Source organism: Streptomyces araujoniae (assembly GCF_050871195.1).
GTDB classification, from domain to species: domain Bacteria; phylum Actinomycetota; class Actinomycetes; order Streptomycetales; family Streptomycetaceae; genus Streptomyces; species Streptomyces bacillaris.
In genome coordinates this window covers 7113010-7131406 of the sequence record NZ_CP194070.1, presented here as the reverse complement: position 1 = coordinate 7131406, position 18397 = coordinate 7113010, and the positions used below count along the sequence as shown (strand labels likewise).

The 18397-nt window shown below is 74.6% G+C and carries 3 protein-coding genes; 1 reads left to right on the top strand and 2 read right to left on the bottom strand.

Features of this window, described 5'->3' with window-relative positions; genetic code table 11:
* Position 1: 1 nt before the first annotated feature.
* Complete coding sequence (locus tag ACQ9ZG_RS30370) at positions 2–14965, bottom strand: type I polyketide synthase (RefSeq protein WP_499281427.1); 14964 nt, start codon at positions 14963–14965, stop codon at positions 2–4.
* Between the two features lie 425 nt (positions 14966–15390).
* Positions 15391–16635 (bottom strand): 5-aminolevulinate synthase, encoded by a 1245-nt coding sequence (gene hemA / locus ACQ9ZG_RS30365; RefSeq protein WP_109915679.1) that lies wholly within the window; start codon positions 16633–16635, stop codon positions 15391–15393.
* A 210-nt stretch (positions 16636–16845) separates the two neighbouring features.
* On the opposite strand from hemA, the gene ACQ9ZG_RS30360 reads away from it, so the two are divergent.
* Entirely contained in the window at positions 16846–18390 is a 1545-nt protein-coding gene (locus ACQ9ZG_RS30360; protein WP_109915678.1) for a class I adenylate-forming enzyme family protein, read from the top strand.
* The last annotated feature ends 7 nt before the right edge of the window (positions 18391–18397 follow it).

Below are 18397 nucleotides of genomic sequence, written 5' to 3'. Positions count from 1 at the left end.
CTCAGGCGTTGCCGAAGTCGTTGTCGAGCAGGGCGAACAGCTCGTCCGCCGTCGCTGTATCCGTCACCGTGGCGGTGTCGCCCACCGGTCCGGGCGGTGGTGCCGTGCCGTCCGGTGTGCCGGTGCGCCGGTCCCAGCCGCGCAGGAGTCCGTCGAGCCGTCGGCCGACCTCCTCCGTGTCGGCCGCTCCGGGCGGGACGGCCGCGAGGAGCGCGGCCAGCCGGTCCAGTTCGGCCAGCAGCGGCGAGGGCGGTCCGGGCGCGGCGGACAGCTCCGCGTCCAGGTAAGTGGCGAGCGCATCGGGCGTCGGGTGGTCGAAGACGACCGTCGGCGGGACGGCCACCCCGGTGGCCTCGCACAGCGCGTTCCTGAACCGCACCGCGAGCATCGAGTCGAAGCCGACCTCGGAGAAGGAGCGTTCCGGGCGCACCGGGCCGGCTCCGGAGTGGCCGAGGACGGCCGCCGCGTGCCGGATGACCAGGTCGAGGACCGTCTGGCGGCGTGCCTGCCGGTCCAACGGGGCCAGCCGGGCGGCCAGTCGGACGGCGGGGGTGCGGTCGTCGTCGAACGCGGCCTCCGCCGTGCTTTCGCGCCTGGCCTCCGCAGTGGCCGCGCCCGTGGCCAGCGCTGTCTTCCCGGCCGGCGCCCCGGTGGTGGCCTGGGCCACGGTGGAGGCCGTCCGGCCCGGTGTGGGCAGCCAGTACCGGTCGCGTTCGAAGGGGTAGGTCGGCAGCGGGAGGAGGGGCGGGCCACCCGGCTCGGCGCTCCCCGTCCAGGGCGACCAGTCCACCGGACCGCCCCCGGCCGCCCAGGCCTCGGTCAGTGCGGCCAGCAGCCGGTCGCGGCCGCCGTCGCCGCGCCGCAGTGTACCGACCGCCGACACCTCCCGCCCGGCCTCCGCGGCCGCCTCCTCGATCCCGGCGAGCAGCACCGGGTGCGGGCTGACCTCGACGAAGAGGGTGTGCCCCGCCTCCAGCAGGGTGCGGGTGACCCCGGCGAAGCCGACCGGCTCGCGGAGGTTGCGGTACCAGTAGGCGGCGTCGAGCGACTCCCCGGCGACGGGTTCCCCGGTCACCGTCGAGTGGATCGGGACGGCCGAGGCGCGCGGGCGTATCCCGGTCAGGGCTTCACGCAGTTCGTCCTCGATCTCGGCGACCTGGGCCGAGTGGGCCGCGTAGTCCACCGGGATCGCCCTGGCCCGGATCCCTTCGCGGTCGCAGGCCGCGATCAGGGCGGCCAGCTCCTGGGGCTCCCCGGCGACGACCACGGCCCCGGGGCCGTTCACCGCGGCCACGCACACACCTCCACCGGCGGGCAGCAGACGCGTGGTCCGCTCGGCGGAGGCGGCGACCGACACCATGCCCCCGCGTCCCGCCAGCTTCAGCAGAGCCCGGCTGCGCAGCGCCACCACGAGGGCCGCGTCGTCGAGCGACAGTGCTCCGGCGACGCAGGCGGCGGCGATCTCGCCCTGGCTGTGTCCCACGACCGCGTCCGGGGTGACCCCGGTGGCGCGCCAGTGCGCGGCGAGCGCGACCATCACGGCGAAGAGCACCGGCTGGACGACGTCCACGCGGTCGAGCGCCGGGGCACCGGGTGTGCCGCGCAGCACCTCGGTCAGGGACCAGTCGGTGTGCGGGGCGAGCGCCCGTTCGCAGGCGGCGATGGCGGTGGCGAACGGGTCGGAGGTGTCGAGCGCGGCGACGGCCATGCCGGCCCACTGCGAACCCTGGCCGGGGAAGACGAAGACCGTACGGCCGCCGCGCGCCCGGTCCCGTACGGTGTCGGGCGCGGGCTCTCCGGCCGCGAGGGCGTCCAGCCGGCCGAGGAGCGCTTCGCGGTCGCGGCCGACGGCGGCGGCCCGGAAGGGCAGGGCGGGGCGAGTGGTGGCGAGGGCGTGCGCCGGTCCGGCGGTGCCCCCGTCGGGGTGGGCCCGCAGGTGCTCGCCCAGTCGGCGCGCCTGTCGGCGCAGGGCCGCGGGGGTCATGGCGGAGAGGAGCCACGGGACCGCGGTCGCGGTGTCACCGGACGGTTCACCGGACGCGCCACGGGACCCGCCGTGGGGCGCCGGGGCGCCGGGTACTTTCTCCAGGACGGAGGCGGCATCGGTCGCTTCCTCCGGGGCGGAGTCGGCGCCGGTCGCTTCCTCCGGGGCGGAGTCGGCGCCGGGTGCCTGCTCCAAGGCGGAGGCGGCATCGAGGGTGTCCTCCACGATGCGGTCGGCAGCCGGTGCTTCCTTCAGGACGGAGGCGGCGGCGGGTGCTTCCTCAAGGATCGCGTGGGCGTTGGTGCCGCTCATGCCGAACGCGGAGACTCCGGCCCGGCGCGGCCGGTCCCCGTCCGGGGCGTCCCAGGGGCGGGCGTCGGCAAGCAGCCGTACGGCACCGGCCGACCAGTCCACCCGGCTGGACGCCTCCTGGGCGTGCAGGGTGCCGGGGAGCACGCCGTTCCGCAGGGCGAGGACCGTCTTGATGACCCCGGCGACCCCGGCGGCGGCCTGGGTGTGCCCGATGTTCGACTTCAGCGAACCCAGCCACAACGGGCGGCCGGCAGGCCGGTCCTGACCGTACGTGGCCAGCAGCGCCTGGGCCTCGATGGGGTCCCCGAGCACCGTGCCGGTGCCGTGTGCCTCGACCAGGTCGATCTCGGCGCCGGACAGCCCCGCCGTGGCGAGCGCGGACCTGATCACCCGCTGCTGTGCGGGGCCGCTCGGGGCGGTGAGGCCGTTGCTGGCACCGTCCTGGTTCACGGCCGTGCCCCGGACGAGAGCGAGGACCGGATGGCCGAGGCGGCGCGCGTCCGAAAGGCGTTCCACGAGCAGGACGCCCACACCTTCGCCCCAGCCCGTGCCGTTCGCCCCTTCGGCGAAGGAACGGCAGCGGCCGTCGGGGGACAGGCCCTGCTGGCGGCTGAACTCGACGAAGACGTCCGGGCTCGCCATCACGGCGGCGCCGCCGACCAGGGCGAACGAGCAGTCACCGGCGCGCAGTGCCTGGCCGGCCAGGTGCAGGGCCACCAGCGAGGACGAGCAGGCCGTCTCCACGGTGACGGCGGGGCCGCCGAGTCCGAGGGTGTAGGCGATGCGGCCGGAGGCGACGCTGGTGACCGTGCCGCTGAGGAGGTGCCCCTCGATCTCGTCGGCCGGATCCTGCGGGCCGGTGCCGTAGCCCTGGGCGGCGACGCCCACGTAGACACCGCCCTCGCTGCCGCGCACCGACGAGGGATCGAGCCCCGCCCGCTCCAGCGCCTCCCAGCTGGTTTCGAGCAGCAGCCGCTGCTGCGGGTCCATGGCCAGGGCTTCTCGCGGGGAGATGCCGAAGAACTCGGCGTCGAACTCGGCCGCTCCGTCCAGGAATCCGCCGCCGGTGGTGTAGAAGGTGCCCGGGTGCAGGGGGTCCGGGTCGTAGAGGGTCGCCAGCGACCAGCCGCGGTCGTCGGGCAGCCCGGTGACCGCGTCCACTCCGTCGGCAACCAGCCGCCACAGGTCGTCGGGTGAGCGGACCCCGCCCGGGAACCGGCAGGCCATGGAGACGATCGCCAGGGGCTCATCGGCCGCCACGGGCCCGGCGGGGACGCCGAGGGCAGCCGCGGAGCCCGCCTCGGCGGTGGCGGCCGGGCCGCTGGTGCCGATCGGGCTGCTCGCGCCGGTCGTGCCGCTGAGGTCGCTCGGGCCGGTGGCCCCGGTCGTGCCGTCTGCGTTCGGTTCCGTGCCGTTCAGCTCGGTGAAGAGGTACGCGGCGAGGGCGGCGGCCGTCGGGTGGTCGAAGACGGAGGTGAGCGCGAGCGGCAGGGCGGTCGCCGCGACCAGCCGGTTGCGGAGTTCGACGGCGGTGAGCGAGTCGAAGCCGACCTCGCGGAACGGGCGGTCGGCGGCGAACCCGGCGGCCGATTCATGGCCCAGCACGGTGGCCGCTTCGCTCCGGACCAGCTCCGTCAGCAGTTTGCGGCCCTCGGGCCCGGACAGCAGGCTCAGCCGGTGCCGCCACGGCGGTTCGCCGCCCGTACCGGGTCCGGACCCGGTGGCGGTGTCCGCCGTCCGGGGCTCCGGGGCGGTCGGCAGGCCGCGCAGCAGCGCGCTGTCCCGCACCGAACCGAAGGTGGGCGCGAAGCGGTTCCAGTCCAGTTCGGCGACGATCGTCTCGCCCTCGTCCAGGGCGAGCGCCAGGCCGAGCGCGGAGAGGGCCGCCTCGGGTGCCATCGGCACCAGCCCGTGGCGGCGCAGCCCTTCACCCACGGCGCCGGCGGCCATGCCCGCACCGGCCCAGGGGCCCCAGGCCACCGAGGTCGCCGTCAGGCCCCGGCCGCGCCGCGCGGCGGCGATGCCGTCCAGGTAGGCGTTGGCCGCCGCGTACGCGCCCTGGCCGCCGCTGCCCCAGGTGCCCGAGATGGAGGAGAACAGGACGAAGGCGTCCAGGGGTCGGCCGTCGAACAGGGCGTCGAGGTGGGCCGCGCCGAGCGTCTTGGCCTCCGTCAGCCGGGCCAGTTCCTCCGGTGTGCAGTCCATCAGCGGGGTGTCCGAGGTGAGTCCGGCGGTGTGCACGACGGCCCGTACGGTGTCGCCCGCGTCGTGCAGCCGCTCCAGGACCCGTTCCAGCGCGGCGCGGTCGGCGACGTCGCAGGCCAGTACGGTGCTCCGGGCGCCGAGCGCCGACAGGGCGTCGGTCAGCGCGTCGGCTCCGGGGGCCTCGGGGCCCCGCCGGCCGAGGAGTACGAGGTGTTCCGCCCCGCGCTCCGCGAGCCAGCGCGCCACTTGGGCGCCGAGACCGCCGGTGCCGCCGGTGACGAGGACCGTGCCGCGCGGTGTCCACGGTGCGGGCGCGGGTGTCGCGGGCTCCGGCGCGGGGACGAGCCGGCGTCCCAGCGGCACGGGAGCGCGTACGGCCACCTGGTCCTCGCCGTCCAGTCCGGCCAGCACCGCGCACAGTCCGTCCAGCGCGGGCCCGTCCAGCGGTTCCGGCAGGTCGACCAGGCCTCCCCAGCGCAGCGGGTGCTCCAGGGCCGCCACCCGGCCCAGGCCCCACACCTGGGCCTGCTCGGGACGGACCTCCTCCGTTCCGTCGACCGCCACCGCGCCACGGGTGGCGCACCACAGGGGGGCGTCGATGCCGCTGTCGCCCAGCGCCTGGAGCAGCAGCAGGGTGCCGGCCGGACAGGCGTCCGGCGTCTGCGGACCGGGGTGGGGGTACTCGGCCGGGGCGAGCAGGGACAGGACACCCGCCAGTGCACCGAACTCCGGCAGCATCAGTGCCAGTTCGGCCCGTTCGACGGCGGCCCCGACCCGGATCACGACCACGTCGGCACCGTGTCCGGCGAGGGCCTGTTCGCAGGCGAGTGCGGTGTCCTCGGCACCGGGCCCGTCGGGGGTGACGAGCAGCCAGCGACCGGAGAGACGCGGCTTCTCGGATACGGCGAGCGGCTCCCAGGCGATGCGGTAGCGGCGGGGCCCGGCGGCAACCGCGCTGCTCCGGCGGCGCCAGGCGGCGGGGGCCGGGTCGGCGGCGGCCTCCGGCCAGAAGCGCCTGCGCTGGAAGGCGTAGGTGGGCAGATCGACCCGCCGTACGTCGGTGCCGCTCCAGCCCACCGACCAGTCCACCTCCACGCCCCGCAGGTGGAGCGAGGCGAGTGCGGCGCGGACCGCGTCCGGCTCGTCGCGGCCGTCGCGCAGCAGCGGCACCGTCCCGGTGTCACCGGGGTCGGGGGCAGGGGTGCGGCCGAGGCCGGCGCCGGGTTCGGATGCGGGGTCGGATGGGAGGTCGGCCGCGGGGTCGGAGAGGCAGCCGTGGAGCATGCCGGACAGCACACCGCCCGGTCCGATCTCCAGGTACGTCGTCGCGCCCCCGGCACGCAGCCGACGGGCCCCTTCCAGGAAGCGCACGGTCCCCCGGACGTGGCGTACCCAGTGGTCGGGCGAGCGCAGCTCCGCGGCCGTGGCCGTACGCCCGGTCAGGTTGGAGACGATCTCGATGCCGGGGGCGTGGTACGTCAGCGACTCGGCCACGTCCCGGAACGCGTCGAGCATCCCGTCCATCCGGGCGGAGTGGAACGCGTGGCTCACGCTCAGGCGCCGGGTCCGCCGCCCCCGGGAGCGGAACGCCCCGGCCAGGCGCCGTACCGCGTCCGCGTCACCGGACAGGACCACCGACGCGGGCCCGTTGACGGCGGCGATGTCCACCCCGTCCCGGTCCCGCTCCCGGTCCTGCTCCCGCTCCGGTGCGGGGTGCCCGGTGAGGTCGTCCAGCAGGGCCTGGCGCACTTCGTCCTCGGTGGCCTCCACCGCCACCATCGCCCCGCCTCCGGGCAGTTCGTCCATGAGCCGTCCCCGGGCCGCCACCAGCGCGCAGGCGTCGGGCAGGTCCAGGACGCCCGCCGCGTGGGCGGCGGCGAGTTCACCGATGGAGTGCCCCATCAGCAGGTCGGGCCGCACGCCCCAGTGCCGTACGAGCCGGAACAGCGCCGTCTCCAGGGCGAACAGCGCGGGCTGGGTGTACCGGGTGCGGTCGAGCAGCTCGGCACCGGGTGTCCCGGGTGCGGCGAACAGGATGTCGCGCAGGGGGAGGTCGAGGTGCGGGTCCAGGCCGGTCAGCACCTCGTCGAGGGCGTCGGCGAACACCGGGTCGTCACGGTAGAGTTCCGCGCCCGCTCCGGCCCGCTGGCTGCCCTGCCCCGGGAAGAGGAAGGCGGTCCGGCCGGAGCGCACGGGGCCTCCGGTGAGCAGCCGGCCCGCCGACGTGCCGCGCGCGAGCGCGGTGAGCGAGCGCCGGACGGCCGCCCGGTCCCGGCCCAGGACGGCGGCCCGGTGTTCGAGCGGGGCTCGCCCCGTGGCGAGCGAGTAGGCGACGTCCGCCGGTTCGAGGTCCGGGTCGGCGTCGAACCGGCTCACCAGCCGGCCGGCCTGGGCCCGCAGGGCCTCGGGGGTCCTGGCAGAGAGCAGCAGCGGGATGGGCGGGCCGGTACGGCGGGCGGTGGGGGTGGCGGTGACTGCGGCGAGGGCTGTCGCGACGGTGGCGACGGTGTCCTGAGTGCGCGTGGTCGGAGTGGGCGCGTCCGAGGCGGGCGTGTCGGGAGTGCCGGACCGGTCGTGGGCGTCGGCCGGGACCGCGGCATCGATCCGGCCGGGGACTCCGGCCCGGCCCGGGGCATCGATCCGATCCGGAGCTTCGGTACGGCCCGGGGCACCGGGTCCGCCCTGATCATCGGCCCGGTCCAGGGCGGGCACGGCTGCGATGGCGGGGGCCTGCTCGATGATCACGTGCGCGTTGGTGCCGCTGATGCCGAAGGACGACACACCCGCCCGGCGCGGGCTCCCGGTCTCCGGCCACGGGGTGTGTGCGGTGAGCAGGCGGATGCCGCCGCCGGACCAGTCCACGTGCGGGTTGGGCGTCCCGGCGTGCAGGGTGCCCGGCAGTTCGCCGTGGCGAATGGCCAGCACCATCTTCATCACCCCGGCCACCCCGGCCGCCGCCTGGGTGTGCCCGATGTTCGACTTGACCGAGCCGAGCCACAGCGGGCGGTCCGCCGGGCGGGCCGGTCCGTGGACGGCCTGGAGCGCCTGCGCCTCGATGGGATCGCCGAGCTTCGTCCCCGTACCGTGGGCCTCGATCGCGTCGATCTGGTCGGCCCGCAGCGCGGCATCGGCCAGGGCGGCGCGGATGACCTGCTGCTGGGACGGGCCGTTGGGGGCGGTGAGCCCGTTGCTGGCGCCGTCCTGGTTCACGGCGGTGCCGCTGATCAGCGCGAGTACGGGATGGCCGTGGCGCAGGGCGTCGCTGTGGCGCTCCAGCAGCAGCACCCCGGCGCCCTCGCCCCAGCCCGTACCGTCGGCCTCCGCCGAGAACGCCTTGCACCGTCCGTCGGCGGCGAGCCCGCGCTGGCGGCTGAACTCCACGAAGAGGCGCGGGGTGCTCATCACCGACACCCCGCCCGCGAGGGCCTGCTCGCAGTCGCCGCGCCGCAGCGCCTGCACGGCGAGGTGCAGCGCCACCAGCGACGAGGAGCACGCGGTGTCGACGGTGAGCGCGGGCCCCTGGAGGCCGAGGACGTAGGACAGCCGGCCCGACAGCACGCTGGCCGTGTTCCCGGTCAGCAGATGGCCCTCGGAGATCCCCTCGGCGCCCTCCAGCAGCGCGGAGTAGTCCTGGCCGTTGGTACCGATGTAGACGCCGACCTGCCGGTCCTTGAGCGCGGTCGGGTCCTGCCCGGCGCCCTCGACCGCCTCCCATGCGGTCTCCAGGAGCAGCCGCTGCTGCGGGTCCATGGCCAGGGCCTCGCGCGGCGAGATGCCGAAGAACTCCGCGTCGAAATCGGGGACATCGTGGAGGAAGCCGCCCTGCCTGCTGTACGTGGTGCCGGGGCGGTCGGGATCGGGGTCGTACAGGCCCTCGGTGTCCCAGCCCCGGTTCGACGGCCAGTCGCCGACGGCGTCGATGCCGTTCGAGACCAGGTGCCAGTAGTCCTCGGGGCGCGCGACCCCGCCGGGGAAGCGGCAGCCCATTCCGACGATCGCGATCGGCTCGCCGCTGCCGGGCTCCGCCGCCCGGCCCGGCCCGTCGCCGGCGTACCGGGCGGAGCCCGCGGTGTCGCTCGGCGCGTCCGGGAGGTCCGGGTCCAGGCCGAGGTCCGCGAGGAGCCGGTCGGCCAGTGTCGACGGCGTGGGGTGGTCGAACAGGACGGCGGCGGGCAGGGCCAGCCCGGTGGCGGCGGCGAGCCGGTTGCGCAGTTCGACCGCTGTCAGCGAGTCGAAGCCGAGCGCGGAGAACGCCTTCGTGGACGGGACCGCGTCGGCGTCGGGGTGGCGCAGGACCGCCGCCGCCTGGGCCCGTACCAGTTCGGTGAGGGCTCCGACCCGGTCCTCGTGGCGCGGCAGTACGGCGATCCGCTCCCGCAGCGCGTCGGCGGAGCCGCCGTCCGCGCGGGCCGCCGACGGTGTGGTGCCGGCGGCGGGGGCGGGGCTCGCGGCGGCCGGGTCCGGTATCCCGTCGAGCAGGGCGGCGGAGCGCAGGCCCGTGCTCGTGGCGAAGCGCCGCCAGTCGACATCGGCGACCACCACCAGCGCGTCGTCCTCCGCGAGTGCCCGGCCGATCGCGGTGACGGCCGTTTCGGGCTCCATCACCGGCATGCCGAAGTCCCGCAGCCGCGCGGCGACTTCGTCCGCCAGCAGGCCCGGCCCGGCCCAGGCTCCCCAGGCCACGGACGTACCGGGCAGCCCGGCAGCCCGGCGGGCGGCGACGAGTGCGTCCACGGCGGCGTTGGCGGCGGCGTAGTTGCCCTGCCCGGCGTTGCCGACGACGCCCATCACCGACGAGAACACCACGAAGGCCGACAGGTCGAGGTCGGCGGTGGCCTCGTGCAGGTTGCGTGCGGCGGTGAGCTTGGCGCGCAGCACCGCGGCGAGCCGCGCGGGGTCCAGCGCGTCGAGCACACCGTCGTCGAGGACACCCGCCGCGTGGACGACGGCGGAGAGCGGGTGGCGCGCCGGGATGCCGGCGACCAGCGCCGCCAGGGCGTCCGGGTCGGCGACATCGCAGGCCGCGAAGGCCACTTCGGCGCCCAGCGCCGTCAGTTCCGTCCGCAGTGCGTCCGTTCCGGGGGCGTCGGCACCGCGGCGGCTGACCAGCAGCAGCCGCTCCGCGCCCTGACCGGCGAGCCAGCGCGCCGTGTGCGAGCCGACGCCGCCGGTACCACCGGTGACGAGGACCGTACCCGTCCACAGCGGGCGCGTACGTGCCCGGCCGGCACCGCCGCCCCGGGCGGCCTTCGGCGGCACGGACGGCGGGGCGGGCCGGAGGCGACGGCCGTGGACCCCGGTGGAACGCACCGCCACCTGCTCCTCGTCGGCCACGGCTCCCCCGAGCACCGCGCACAGGCGGCGGGCCGCCCGTACGTCCAGCACCTCGGGCAGATCGACCAGCCCGCCCAGGCGGTGCGGGTGCTCCAGTGCCAGCGTCCGCCCGAGGGCGACGGACGCGGCCTGGCCGACGTGTCCGGGCCGCTCGGCGCCCCCGAGGACCGCCGTTCCCCTCGTCAGCGTCCAGAGCCGGGCGTCGATGCCCGCGTCCTCCAGCGCCTGGGCCAGCGCGAGGGTCAGCGCCGGACCGCCGGGCAGCTCCGGATGGCCGGGGTGCGGGCGCTCCTCCCAGGAGAGCAGGGAGAGCACTCCGGCGATCGGCCGCTCCCCCACGGTCTCCGTGAGCAGAGCGGTCAGTTGCCCTCGGGTCACGCCCGGATCGTCGACGACGCACGGGAGGAGGTCGGCCCCGGCCTCACCGAGGGCGTCCAGGACGGCCGCCGCGTCGTCGCGCGGGGGGCGCAGGGCGAGCCAGCGCCCGGCGAGACCGTCGGCCGGTGCGACCGACAGGGGTGCCCAGGCAACGTGATAGCGCCAGGATTCGGCCGTGCGCTCACGGCTTCTGGTGGAGCGCCAGACCGCCAGGGCGGGCAGGACCTCGTCCAGGGCCGCACGGCCGACCCCGAGGGTTTCGGCGAGCTGGGCGGGGTCCTGCGCTTCCAGCTCGTCCCAGCGGTCCTCGGCGGGGGCGGCCGGGGCTGCGGCGGGGGCGGTCAGCCAGTAGCGGCTGCGCTGGAAGGCGTACGTCGGCAACTCGACCCGCCGCGCCCCCGGGAACACCCCCGACCAGTCCACACCCAGTCCGCACTCCCAGGCACGGCCCACCGCACGCAACACCTGCTCCTGGCCGCCCTCACCGCGCCGCAGGGTGCCGAGCACCGCGGCGTCCACACCCGCCGCCTCCACCGACTCCCCCACCGCGACACCCAGAACGGGGTGCGGACTGGCCTCGACGAAGAACCGGAACCCATCGGACAACAGCGCCTCCGTCGCCTTCCCGAACTCGACGGTCTCGCGCAGATTCCGGTACCAGTACTCCGCGTCCAGACCCTTCGTGTCCAACAGGCCTCCGGTCACGCTCGAATAGAACGGCACCGAGCCCGTACGCGGGGTGATGTCCTTCAGCCCGGCGAGCAACTGCTCGCGGATCGCCTCCACATGGGAGGAATGCGACGCGTAATCCACCTCGACACGACGAGCCCGGACCCCCTCACCGGCCAGCTCCTCAAGAAGCCCGGCAACGGCGTCCGCATCACCCGAAACCACCGTCGACGAGGGGCCGTTGACAGCGGCCACCGACAGCCGACCCGACCACCCGACAAGCCGTTCCCGCACCACGTCCACCGGCAACGGCACCGAGGCCATACCACCACGCCCCGCCAACACCCCCACCGCACGAGAGCGCAACGCCACCACACGCGCCCCGTCCTCCAGGCTCAACCCACCCGCCACACACGCAGCGGCCACCTCACCCTGCGAATGACCCACCACAGCGTCCGGCACCACCCCGAACGACCGCCACACCTCCGCCAACGACACCATCACCGCCCACAACACCGGCTGCACCACATCAACCCGGCCCAGCAGACGATCCGAACCCAACACCTCCGCCAACGACCAGTCCACATAAGGCGCCAGAGCCCGCTCACACTCCGCCATCCGCCCCGCGAAAACCCCCGACTCCCCCAGCAGCTCCGCGGCCATCCCCACCCACTGCGACCCCTGACCAGGGAATACGAGGACCGAACGCCCCGACGACACCCCGCCGCCCCGCACCAGCCCCGGCACCTGGGCCGAACGCCCCTCCGCCAGCGCCCTCACCCCACGGAGCAGCTCGCTCCGGTCGCCGCCCACCACCGCCGCGCGGTGCTCGAAGGACGCACGCCCCACCGCCAGCGAGTAGCCCACGTCCACCGCGTCGAGCGCGGGCTCCTCGGCCACCCGTGCTGCCAGTGCGCCCGCCTGCGCCCGCAGAGCCTCCGCGCTGCGCGCCGACACCGGCCACACCACGGCCCCGGAACGCCGGGCACCCTCCACCGCCGTGGCCGTGGCCGGGGCCTCGGCCGGGGCAGCCTCCAGGATCACGTGGGCGTTGGTCCCGCTGATGCCGAAGGAGGAGACTCCGGCCCGCCGCGGGCGGCCCGTGTCATCCCACGTACGGGCCTCCATCAGCAACTGCCCGGCCCCCGCCGCCCAGTCCACCTCGGGCGTCGGCCCGTCCACATGCAGCGTCCTGGGCATCACCCCGTGCCGCATCGCCAGCACCGACTTGATGACACCGCCCACGCCCGCCGCGGCCTGGGTATGTCCGATGTTGGACTTCAGTGAGCCGATCCAGACGGGACGGTCGCCGGGCCGGTCCTGCCCGTACGTCGCCAGCAGGGCCTGCGCCTCGATCGGGTCACCCAGCCTGGTCCCCGTACCGTGCGCCTCCACCACGTCCACATCCGACGCCACCAACCCCGCGTCCGCCAACGCAGCCCGGATCACCCGCTGCTGGGAGGGGCCGCTCGGCGCCGTCAGGCCGTTGCTCGCGCCGTCCTGGTTGGTGGCCGAACCACGGATGACGGCCAGCACCGGATGCCCGTTGCGCCGCGCGTCCGACAGCCGCTCCACCAACAGCATCCCCACGCCCTCGGCCAGGCCGAAGCCGTCGGCCGCCGCCGCGAAGGCCTTGCAGCGGCCGTCCGGGGCCAGGCCGCCCTGACGGCTGAACTCCACGAGCATGCCGACCGTGGACATCACGGTCGCTCCGCCGGCCAGGGCGAGCGAGCACTCGCCCGACCGGAGCGCCCGGACCGCGAGATGCAGGGCCACCAGCGAGGACGAGCACGCCGTGTCCACCGTGACCGCCGCTCCCTCCAGCCCGAGGGTGTAGGCCAGCCGGCCCGATGCGACGCTTCCGGTGTTGCCGGTCAGCAGGTGGCCGCCCTCGTCGGCGCCCTGTTCGAGGGAGGGGCCGTAATCCATGGTCATCGCCCCGACGTAGACGCCCGTCGGGGTCCGCCGCAGAGTGACCGGGTCGATCCCGGCCCGCTCCAGCACCTCCCAGGCCGTCTCCAGCAGCAGCCGCTGCTGCGGGTCCATCGCCGCCGCCTCGCGCGGCGAGATGCCGAAGAACTCCGCGTCGAACTCGGCCGCACCGGCGAGCGAACCCGCCTCCCGCTGGTAGTAGCGGCCCGGCGTCCCCGGTGCGGGGTCGTACCGTCCGGCGGTGTCCCAGCCCCGGTCGGCGGGGAGCGCCGAGACGGCGTCGGCGCCCGAGGACACCAGCTCCCAGAGTTCGTCGGGGCTGCCGACACCTCCGGGGTAGCGGCAGCCCATGCCGACGATCACCACGGGGTCGTCGTCCACGGGACGCCGCACCGGCACGGCCGTGACCGTGTCCGTGTCCGTGGCCGCGTCCGTGCCGGACCGGTCGCCGCTGATCGCGGTGCTGAGGTACGCGGTCAGGGCCGCCGGGGTCGGGCAGTCGAAGACGACCGTCGCCGGGATGCGCAGCGCCGTCGCCGCGCCCAGCCGGTTGCGCAGCTCCACGGCGGTGACGGAGTCGAATCCCAGGTCGAGAAAGGCCAGTTCGGCGGGGACGGGATCGGACCGCCCGGTCAGCGCGGCGATCTCCTCGCCCACGAGGCGTGCCAGCGCGGCGCGCCGCTCCCGTACGTCCATGGCGGCCAGCTCCGCACGGAAGGCGGTGGCGCCGCCCTCCTCACCGTCCGTACCCTCCGTCGCGTTCACGTCCGCCGGGCCGGTGTCCGCGAGGGCGGTCAGGACCGCCGTCGGCAACTCCCGTACCCGGGCGTGCTCCACGGCGGAGGGAGCCTCCCGGTGCGCGGGCACTCCGCGTACGTACAGGTCACCGAGCGAGGTCAGGAACCGGCCCGGACCGTCCTGGTCGCGGCGCAGCGTCCCCAGGACGGCGGCCTCGGCACCCTGTTCCTCCACGCAGTCCGTGAGGGCGGAGGTCAGCACGGTGTGCGGGCTGACCTCCAGCAGGACACCGTGCCCGTCCCGCAGCAGGGACCCGGCCGCCTGATGGAACCTGACCGTGTTGCGCAGGTTGCGGCACCAGTAGTCGGCGTCCAGTACCGGCGCGTCCAGTCGTCCGCCGGTCAGGCCGGAGTAGTAGGGCAGCCGCGGTGTACGGGGGCGGATCGGGGCGAGGTCGGCGCGCATCCGGGGGATGATCGCGTCGATGTGCGGGGAATGGGCGGCCAGGCCCACGGCGATCCGCCGGGCGTGCACCGCGTCCGCGGCCAGGGCGTCGAGGAGTTCGGCCGCGGCGTCGCGGTCGCCGGAGACGATCACGGACCGGGGGCCGTTGTGCGCGGCGACGACGAGGCGGCCCTCCCAGCGGCGCAGCCTGGGCTCGACCTCGTCGGCCGGGGCCATGACGGAGACCATGTCGCCCTGACCTGCCAGGGTCGCCTGGGCCTGGCTCCACAGGGCCACCACCCGCGCGGAGTCGTCCAGGGAGAGCGCGCCGGAGACCGCGGCTGCCGTGACCTCTCCGACGCTGTGGCCGAGCACGGCGGCCGGTTCCACCCCGTGCGAGCGCCACAGCGCGGCGAGCGACACCGTCACGGCGAACAGCAGGGGCTGCACCACGTCGGCGCGGTACCCGGCGGGTGCGCCCGGCGCGTCCGGGTCGCGGAGCACGTCGAGGGGCGACCAGTCGACGAACGGTTCCAGGGCCTGCGCGCACGCGTCCATCCGGTCGCGGAACACCGGGGAGGTGTCCAGCAGGTCCACCGCCATGCGGGGCCACTGCGCGCCCTGCCCGGGAAACACGAAGGCGACCCGGCCGCCGGCCCCGGCGGGGCCCTCCAGCAGGCCGGGCGTGCTCCTGCCGTCGGCGAGCGCGTCCAGCCGCCGCAGGAACCCGTCCCGGCCGTCCGCCACCAGTGCCGCCCGCCGGCTTCCCTCCGAAGCGGTGCGCGCGAGGGTGAGCGCGATGTCCTGGGGACTCCAGTCGTCACGGCCGGCCAGGTACGTGTGCAGACCGCGCGCACCGGCCGCCAGCGCCTGCTTGCCGTTGCCGGCCAGCGTCCACAGCAGCGGTGCTTCCGTACCGTCGGGGTGCGCCATCGTGTTCTCGGACTCCTTCGCGGCGAGCAGGACCATCAGTCACCGGACCGTGGCGGGGTGCCCGCCGCCACGGGTCGTGCGTCGGCCGGGACGTCTTCGTCATGGCCGATGTGTACCGCCGCTGGTCCCGCCGACGTCGATCTTGCCGAGGGCGCATAGCGGCCCGATATCGCAGGCCGCGACAGGACGCCCCACGCTGCCGAAGCGGCACACCGGCCGCATCGGGGACGGGGAGCGGCACACCAGCCGCATCGGGGACGGGAAGCGGCACACCGGCCGCTACGCGTACGGGGAGCGGGCAGTTCGTGGAGCGGAGAAGCGGAGGAGGCACCGCCTCACGCACGGGCGGCGGAGGGGCATCTCGCCGCGCGGGAAGGGCACCTCACCGCGGGGAAAGTGCAGCGCACCGCGTGAAAGGGACAACTCACCGCGTGGGAAGGGCAGCACACCGCGTGGGAGGGTCAGCCTTCCGTTCCGGAGGACATGTGCGGGCCCTGAGCCCGCGTCACCCCCAGTTCCCGCCAGATGCCGTCCAGCGCCGTGACGAACCCCTCGATCTCCGCCGGCTCGTGGACGGCGCCGGGTGCGCTCCTGAGGATCTCCTGCCCCACGCGCACGCTCGGTGCGTTGACCGCCTGGACGTAGATGCCGTGGCGGGCCAGCAGCAGCGCGGAGATCCGCCGGGCGAGTGCGTCGTCCCCGACGAAGATCGAGACGATGTGGGACCCGTCGGAGAGGAAGGGGATGGCACGTTCCCTCAGCAGGCGGTGCGTCAGCCGCGCGTTCTCGCGGAGCCGGTCGCGTTCCTCCTCCGAGGTGCGCAGGTGCCGGACCGCGGCGAGCGCGCCCGCCGCGACCGCCGGGGGCAGGGCGGTGGTGAAGATGAAGGGGCGGGAGAGGCCGCGCACCGCGTCGACCAGCTCGGCGGGCCCGGCGATGTACCCCCCGGTGGTGCCGAATCCCTTGGCGAGCGTCCCCATGATGACGGTGAACTCGTCCGCGATGCCGAGGCCCGCGGCGATACCGGCTCCCTCCGGCCCGTACATTCCGACCGCGTGCACCTCGTCGAGGAAGGTCATCGCACCGTGCTCGCGGGCGATCCGGGCGATCTCGGCGAGCGGGGCGACATCTCCCCCCATCGAATAGACCGACTCCATGACGATCATCTTCGGCCGGTCGGGATCGGTGGCCGATATCAGCTCTTCGAGATGGGCCGTGTCGTTGTGCCGGAAAATGCGTTTCTCGGCGCCGCTGTGGCGGAGTCCGTCGATGATCGAGGCGTGGTTCATCTCGTCGGAGAAGACGACGCATTTCTCCGGCAGTCCCGCGAGGACCGTGAGGGCTCCGTCGTTGGCGGTGTAACCGGAGGTGAAGAGAAGGGCGTCCGCCTTTCCGTGCAGATCCGCGAGTTCCTTCTCCAGCAGTACGTGGTAGTGGTTGGTCCCGGCGATGTTCCGGGAGCCGCCCGAGCCCGCACCGTACTCGTCGAGGGCTTCGCGGGTCGCCGCCAGAACCAGTGGGTGCTGGCCCATTCCCAGGTAGTCGTTGCTGCACCACACGCTGATCTCGGAGGTGACCCCGTCCCGCAGGCTCCGGGCCGCCGGGAATTTTCCGGCGAGCCGGCCCAGTTCGAGGAACTCCCGTTTCGCATCCGGCGCCCCGCCTTCGCCCATGTTCCGCGAGAAGAGCTCCAGGTAATGGTTCATGACGACCCTTTTCTCCGAAGACCGAACCGATGCGGGGGCCGAATCGGTAGAGGGTATTGTCTCAGGGGCGCATATCACTTCGATGGCGCGGCCTGCGACAATTCGTTTCCGCCCGCGCACCCGCTTCTCCCCTTCGTACTCCTGGTACACCGCATTCCCTTGTTGTAGGCTCTGCGGAAATTCCTCGCCACGGCACCACTGGAGTTTCCTATGCCGTCGAACGAAACGTATGTCAGCCAGATCCTTCAGGTGATCTCCGCGGAACCGGAGAAAGTCGTCCTGTCCTGGCGCGGCAGGACGCTCACCGCGGCGGAGCTGACCACCCTGGTCCGGTCGGCCGCGCGGACCCTGCACCAGCACGCCGGCGGGACCGACGGCGGGGCGGTGGTCGCCATCCTGACCGTCACCAACACCGCCCCGACCCTGGTCCTGCGGTACGCCGCGAATCTGGCCGGGGCCACGGTGGTGCATCTGCACACCACCAACGCGGTGGACCCGGCGGACCACCTGGCCGCCGACGCCCGGCTCAAGGTCCTCCGGGAGACCGGCGCGACGTATCTGGCCGTCGACGCGGAGAACCTCGCGTCCGCGCGTGAGCTGCGCGAGCGGCTGGGCACTCCCCTCACCCTCGCCTCCCTCGACGACCTCGGCCCCGATGTCCTGGATCTGACGGCGGGGGACCCGGACGCACTGGACCTGGACACCCTCGCGATCCCGCCCGACCGGCCCGCGGTGGTGACCTACACCAGCGGGACGACCGGTGAGCCGAAGGGCATCGCCTTCGACTTCCGGGCCCGCAACGGGTTCATCTCCGCCGGATTGCAGATGGGCTGGCGGTCGGTCTACCTGGCCTGCCTCCCGCTGAGCCACTCCAGCGGCGCCACGGCGGACGACTCGCTCGCGTCCGGCGGTTCGGTGGTCCTGCGGGACGGCTTCGACCCGGGTGACGTGCTGCACCGCATCGAACGGCACGGGATCACCAGGATGCTGCTCTCCCCTCCCCAGCTGTATCTGCTCATGGACCATCCGGAGGTGGACTCGACCGACCTCTCCAGCCTCACGATGGTCACGTACGTGGGCTGCCCCGCCTCCCCCGAGCGGCTGGGCGAGGCGGTCAAGGTCTTCGGGGACGTACTGATCCAGGTGTACGCGACCAGCGAGGCGGGCTTCGTCAGCATGCTCTCGCCCGCCGAGCACCTCGATCCCCGGCTGCGGGTCACGGTCGGCCGGCCGATGCCCGGCTGGGTCCGGATCACCGACCCGGAGGACCACCGCGATCTGCCGCCCGGCGAGACCGGCGAGGTCTGCGTACGGTCGCCGTTCACGATGAGCGCGTACGTGGCCGAGCCCGAGCTCACCGCCCGGACCGTACGGGACGGCTGGGTGCACACCGGCGACCTCGGCTTCGTCGACGGCGACGGCTACCTCCATCTGCGTGGCCGGATCGGTGAGGTGGTCAAGACCAACGGCATCAAGATCCATCCGGTGACCGTGGAGAACGCGTTCCTGGCGCATCCCGATGTCGTCCAGGCCGCCGTCTTCTGCGTCCGGGACCGGGACCGGGTCGAGCACCTGCACGCCGCCGTGGTGCTGCGCGAGGCGGCCGCGGCCACCCCCGACACACTGGCGGAACACATCCGGGCCGCCATCTCGCCCAAGCACGTCCCCGCGCGGATCCACATCCGCCCCGCTCTGCCCCTCACCGGCGTCGGCAAACCGGACAAGGCGCGGCTGGCCGCGGAAGCGAGCGGGTGAGACACCC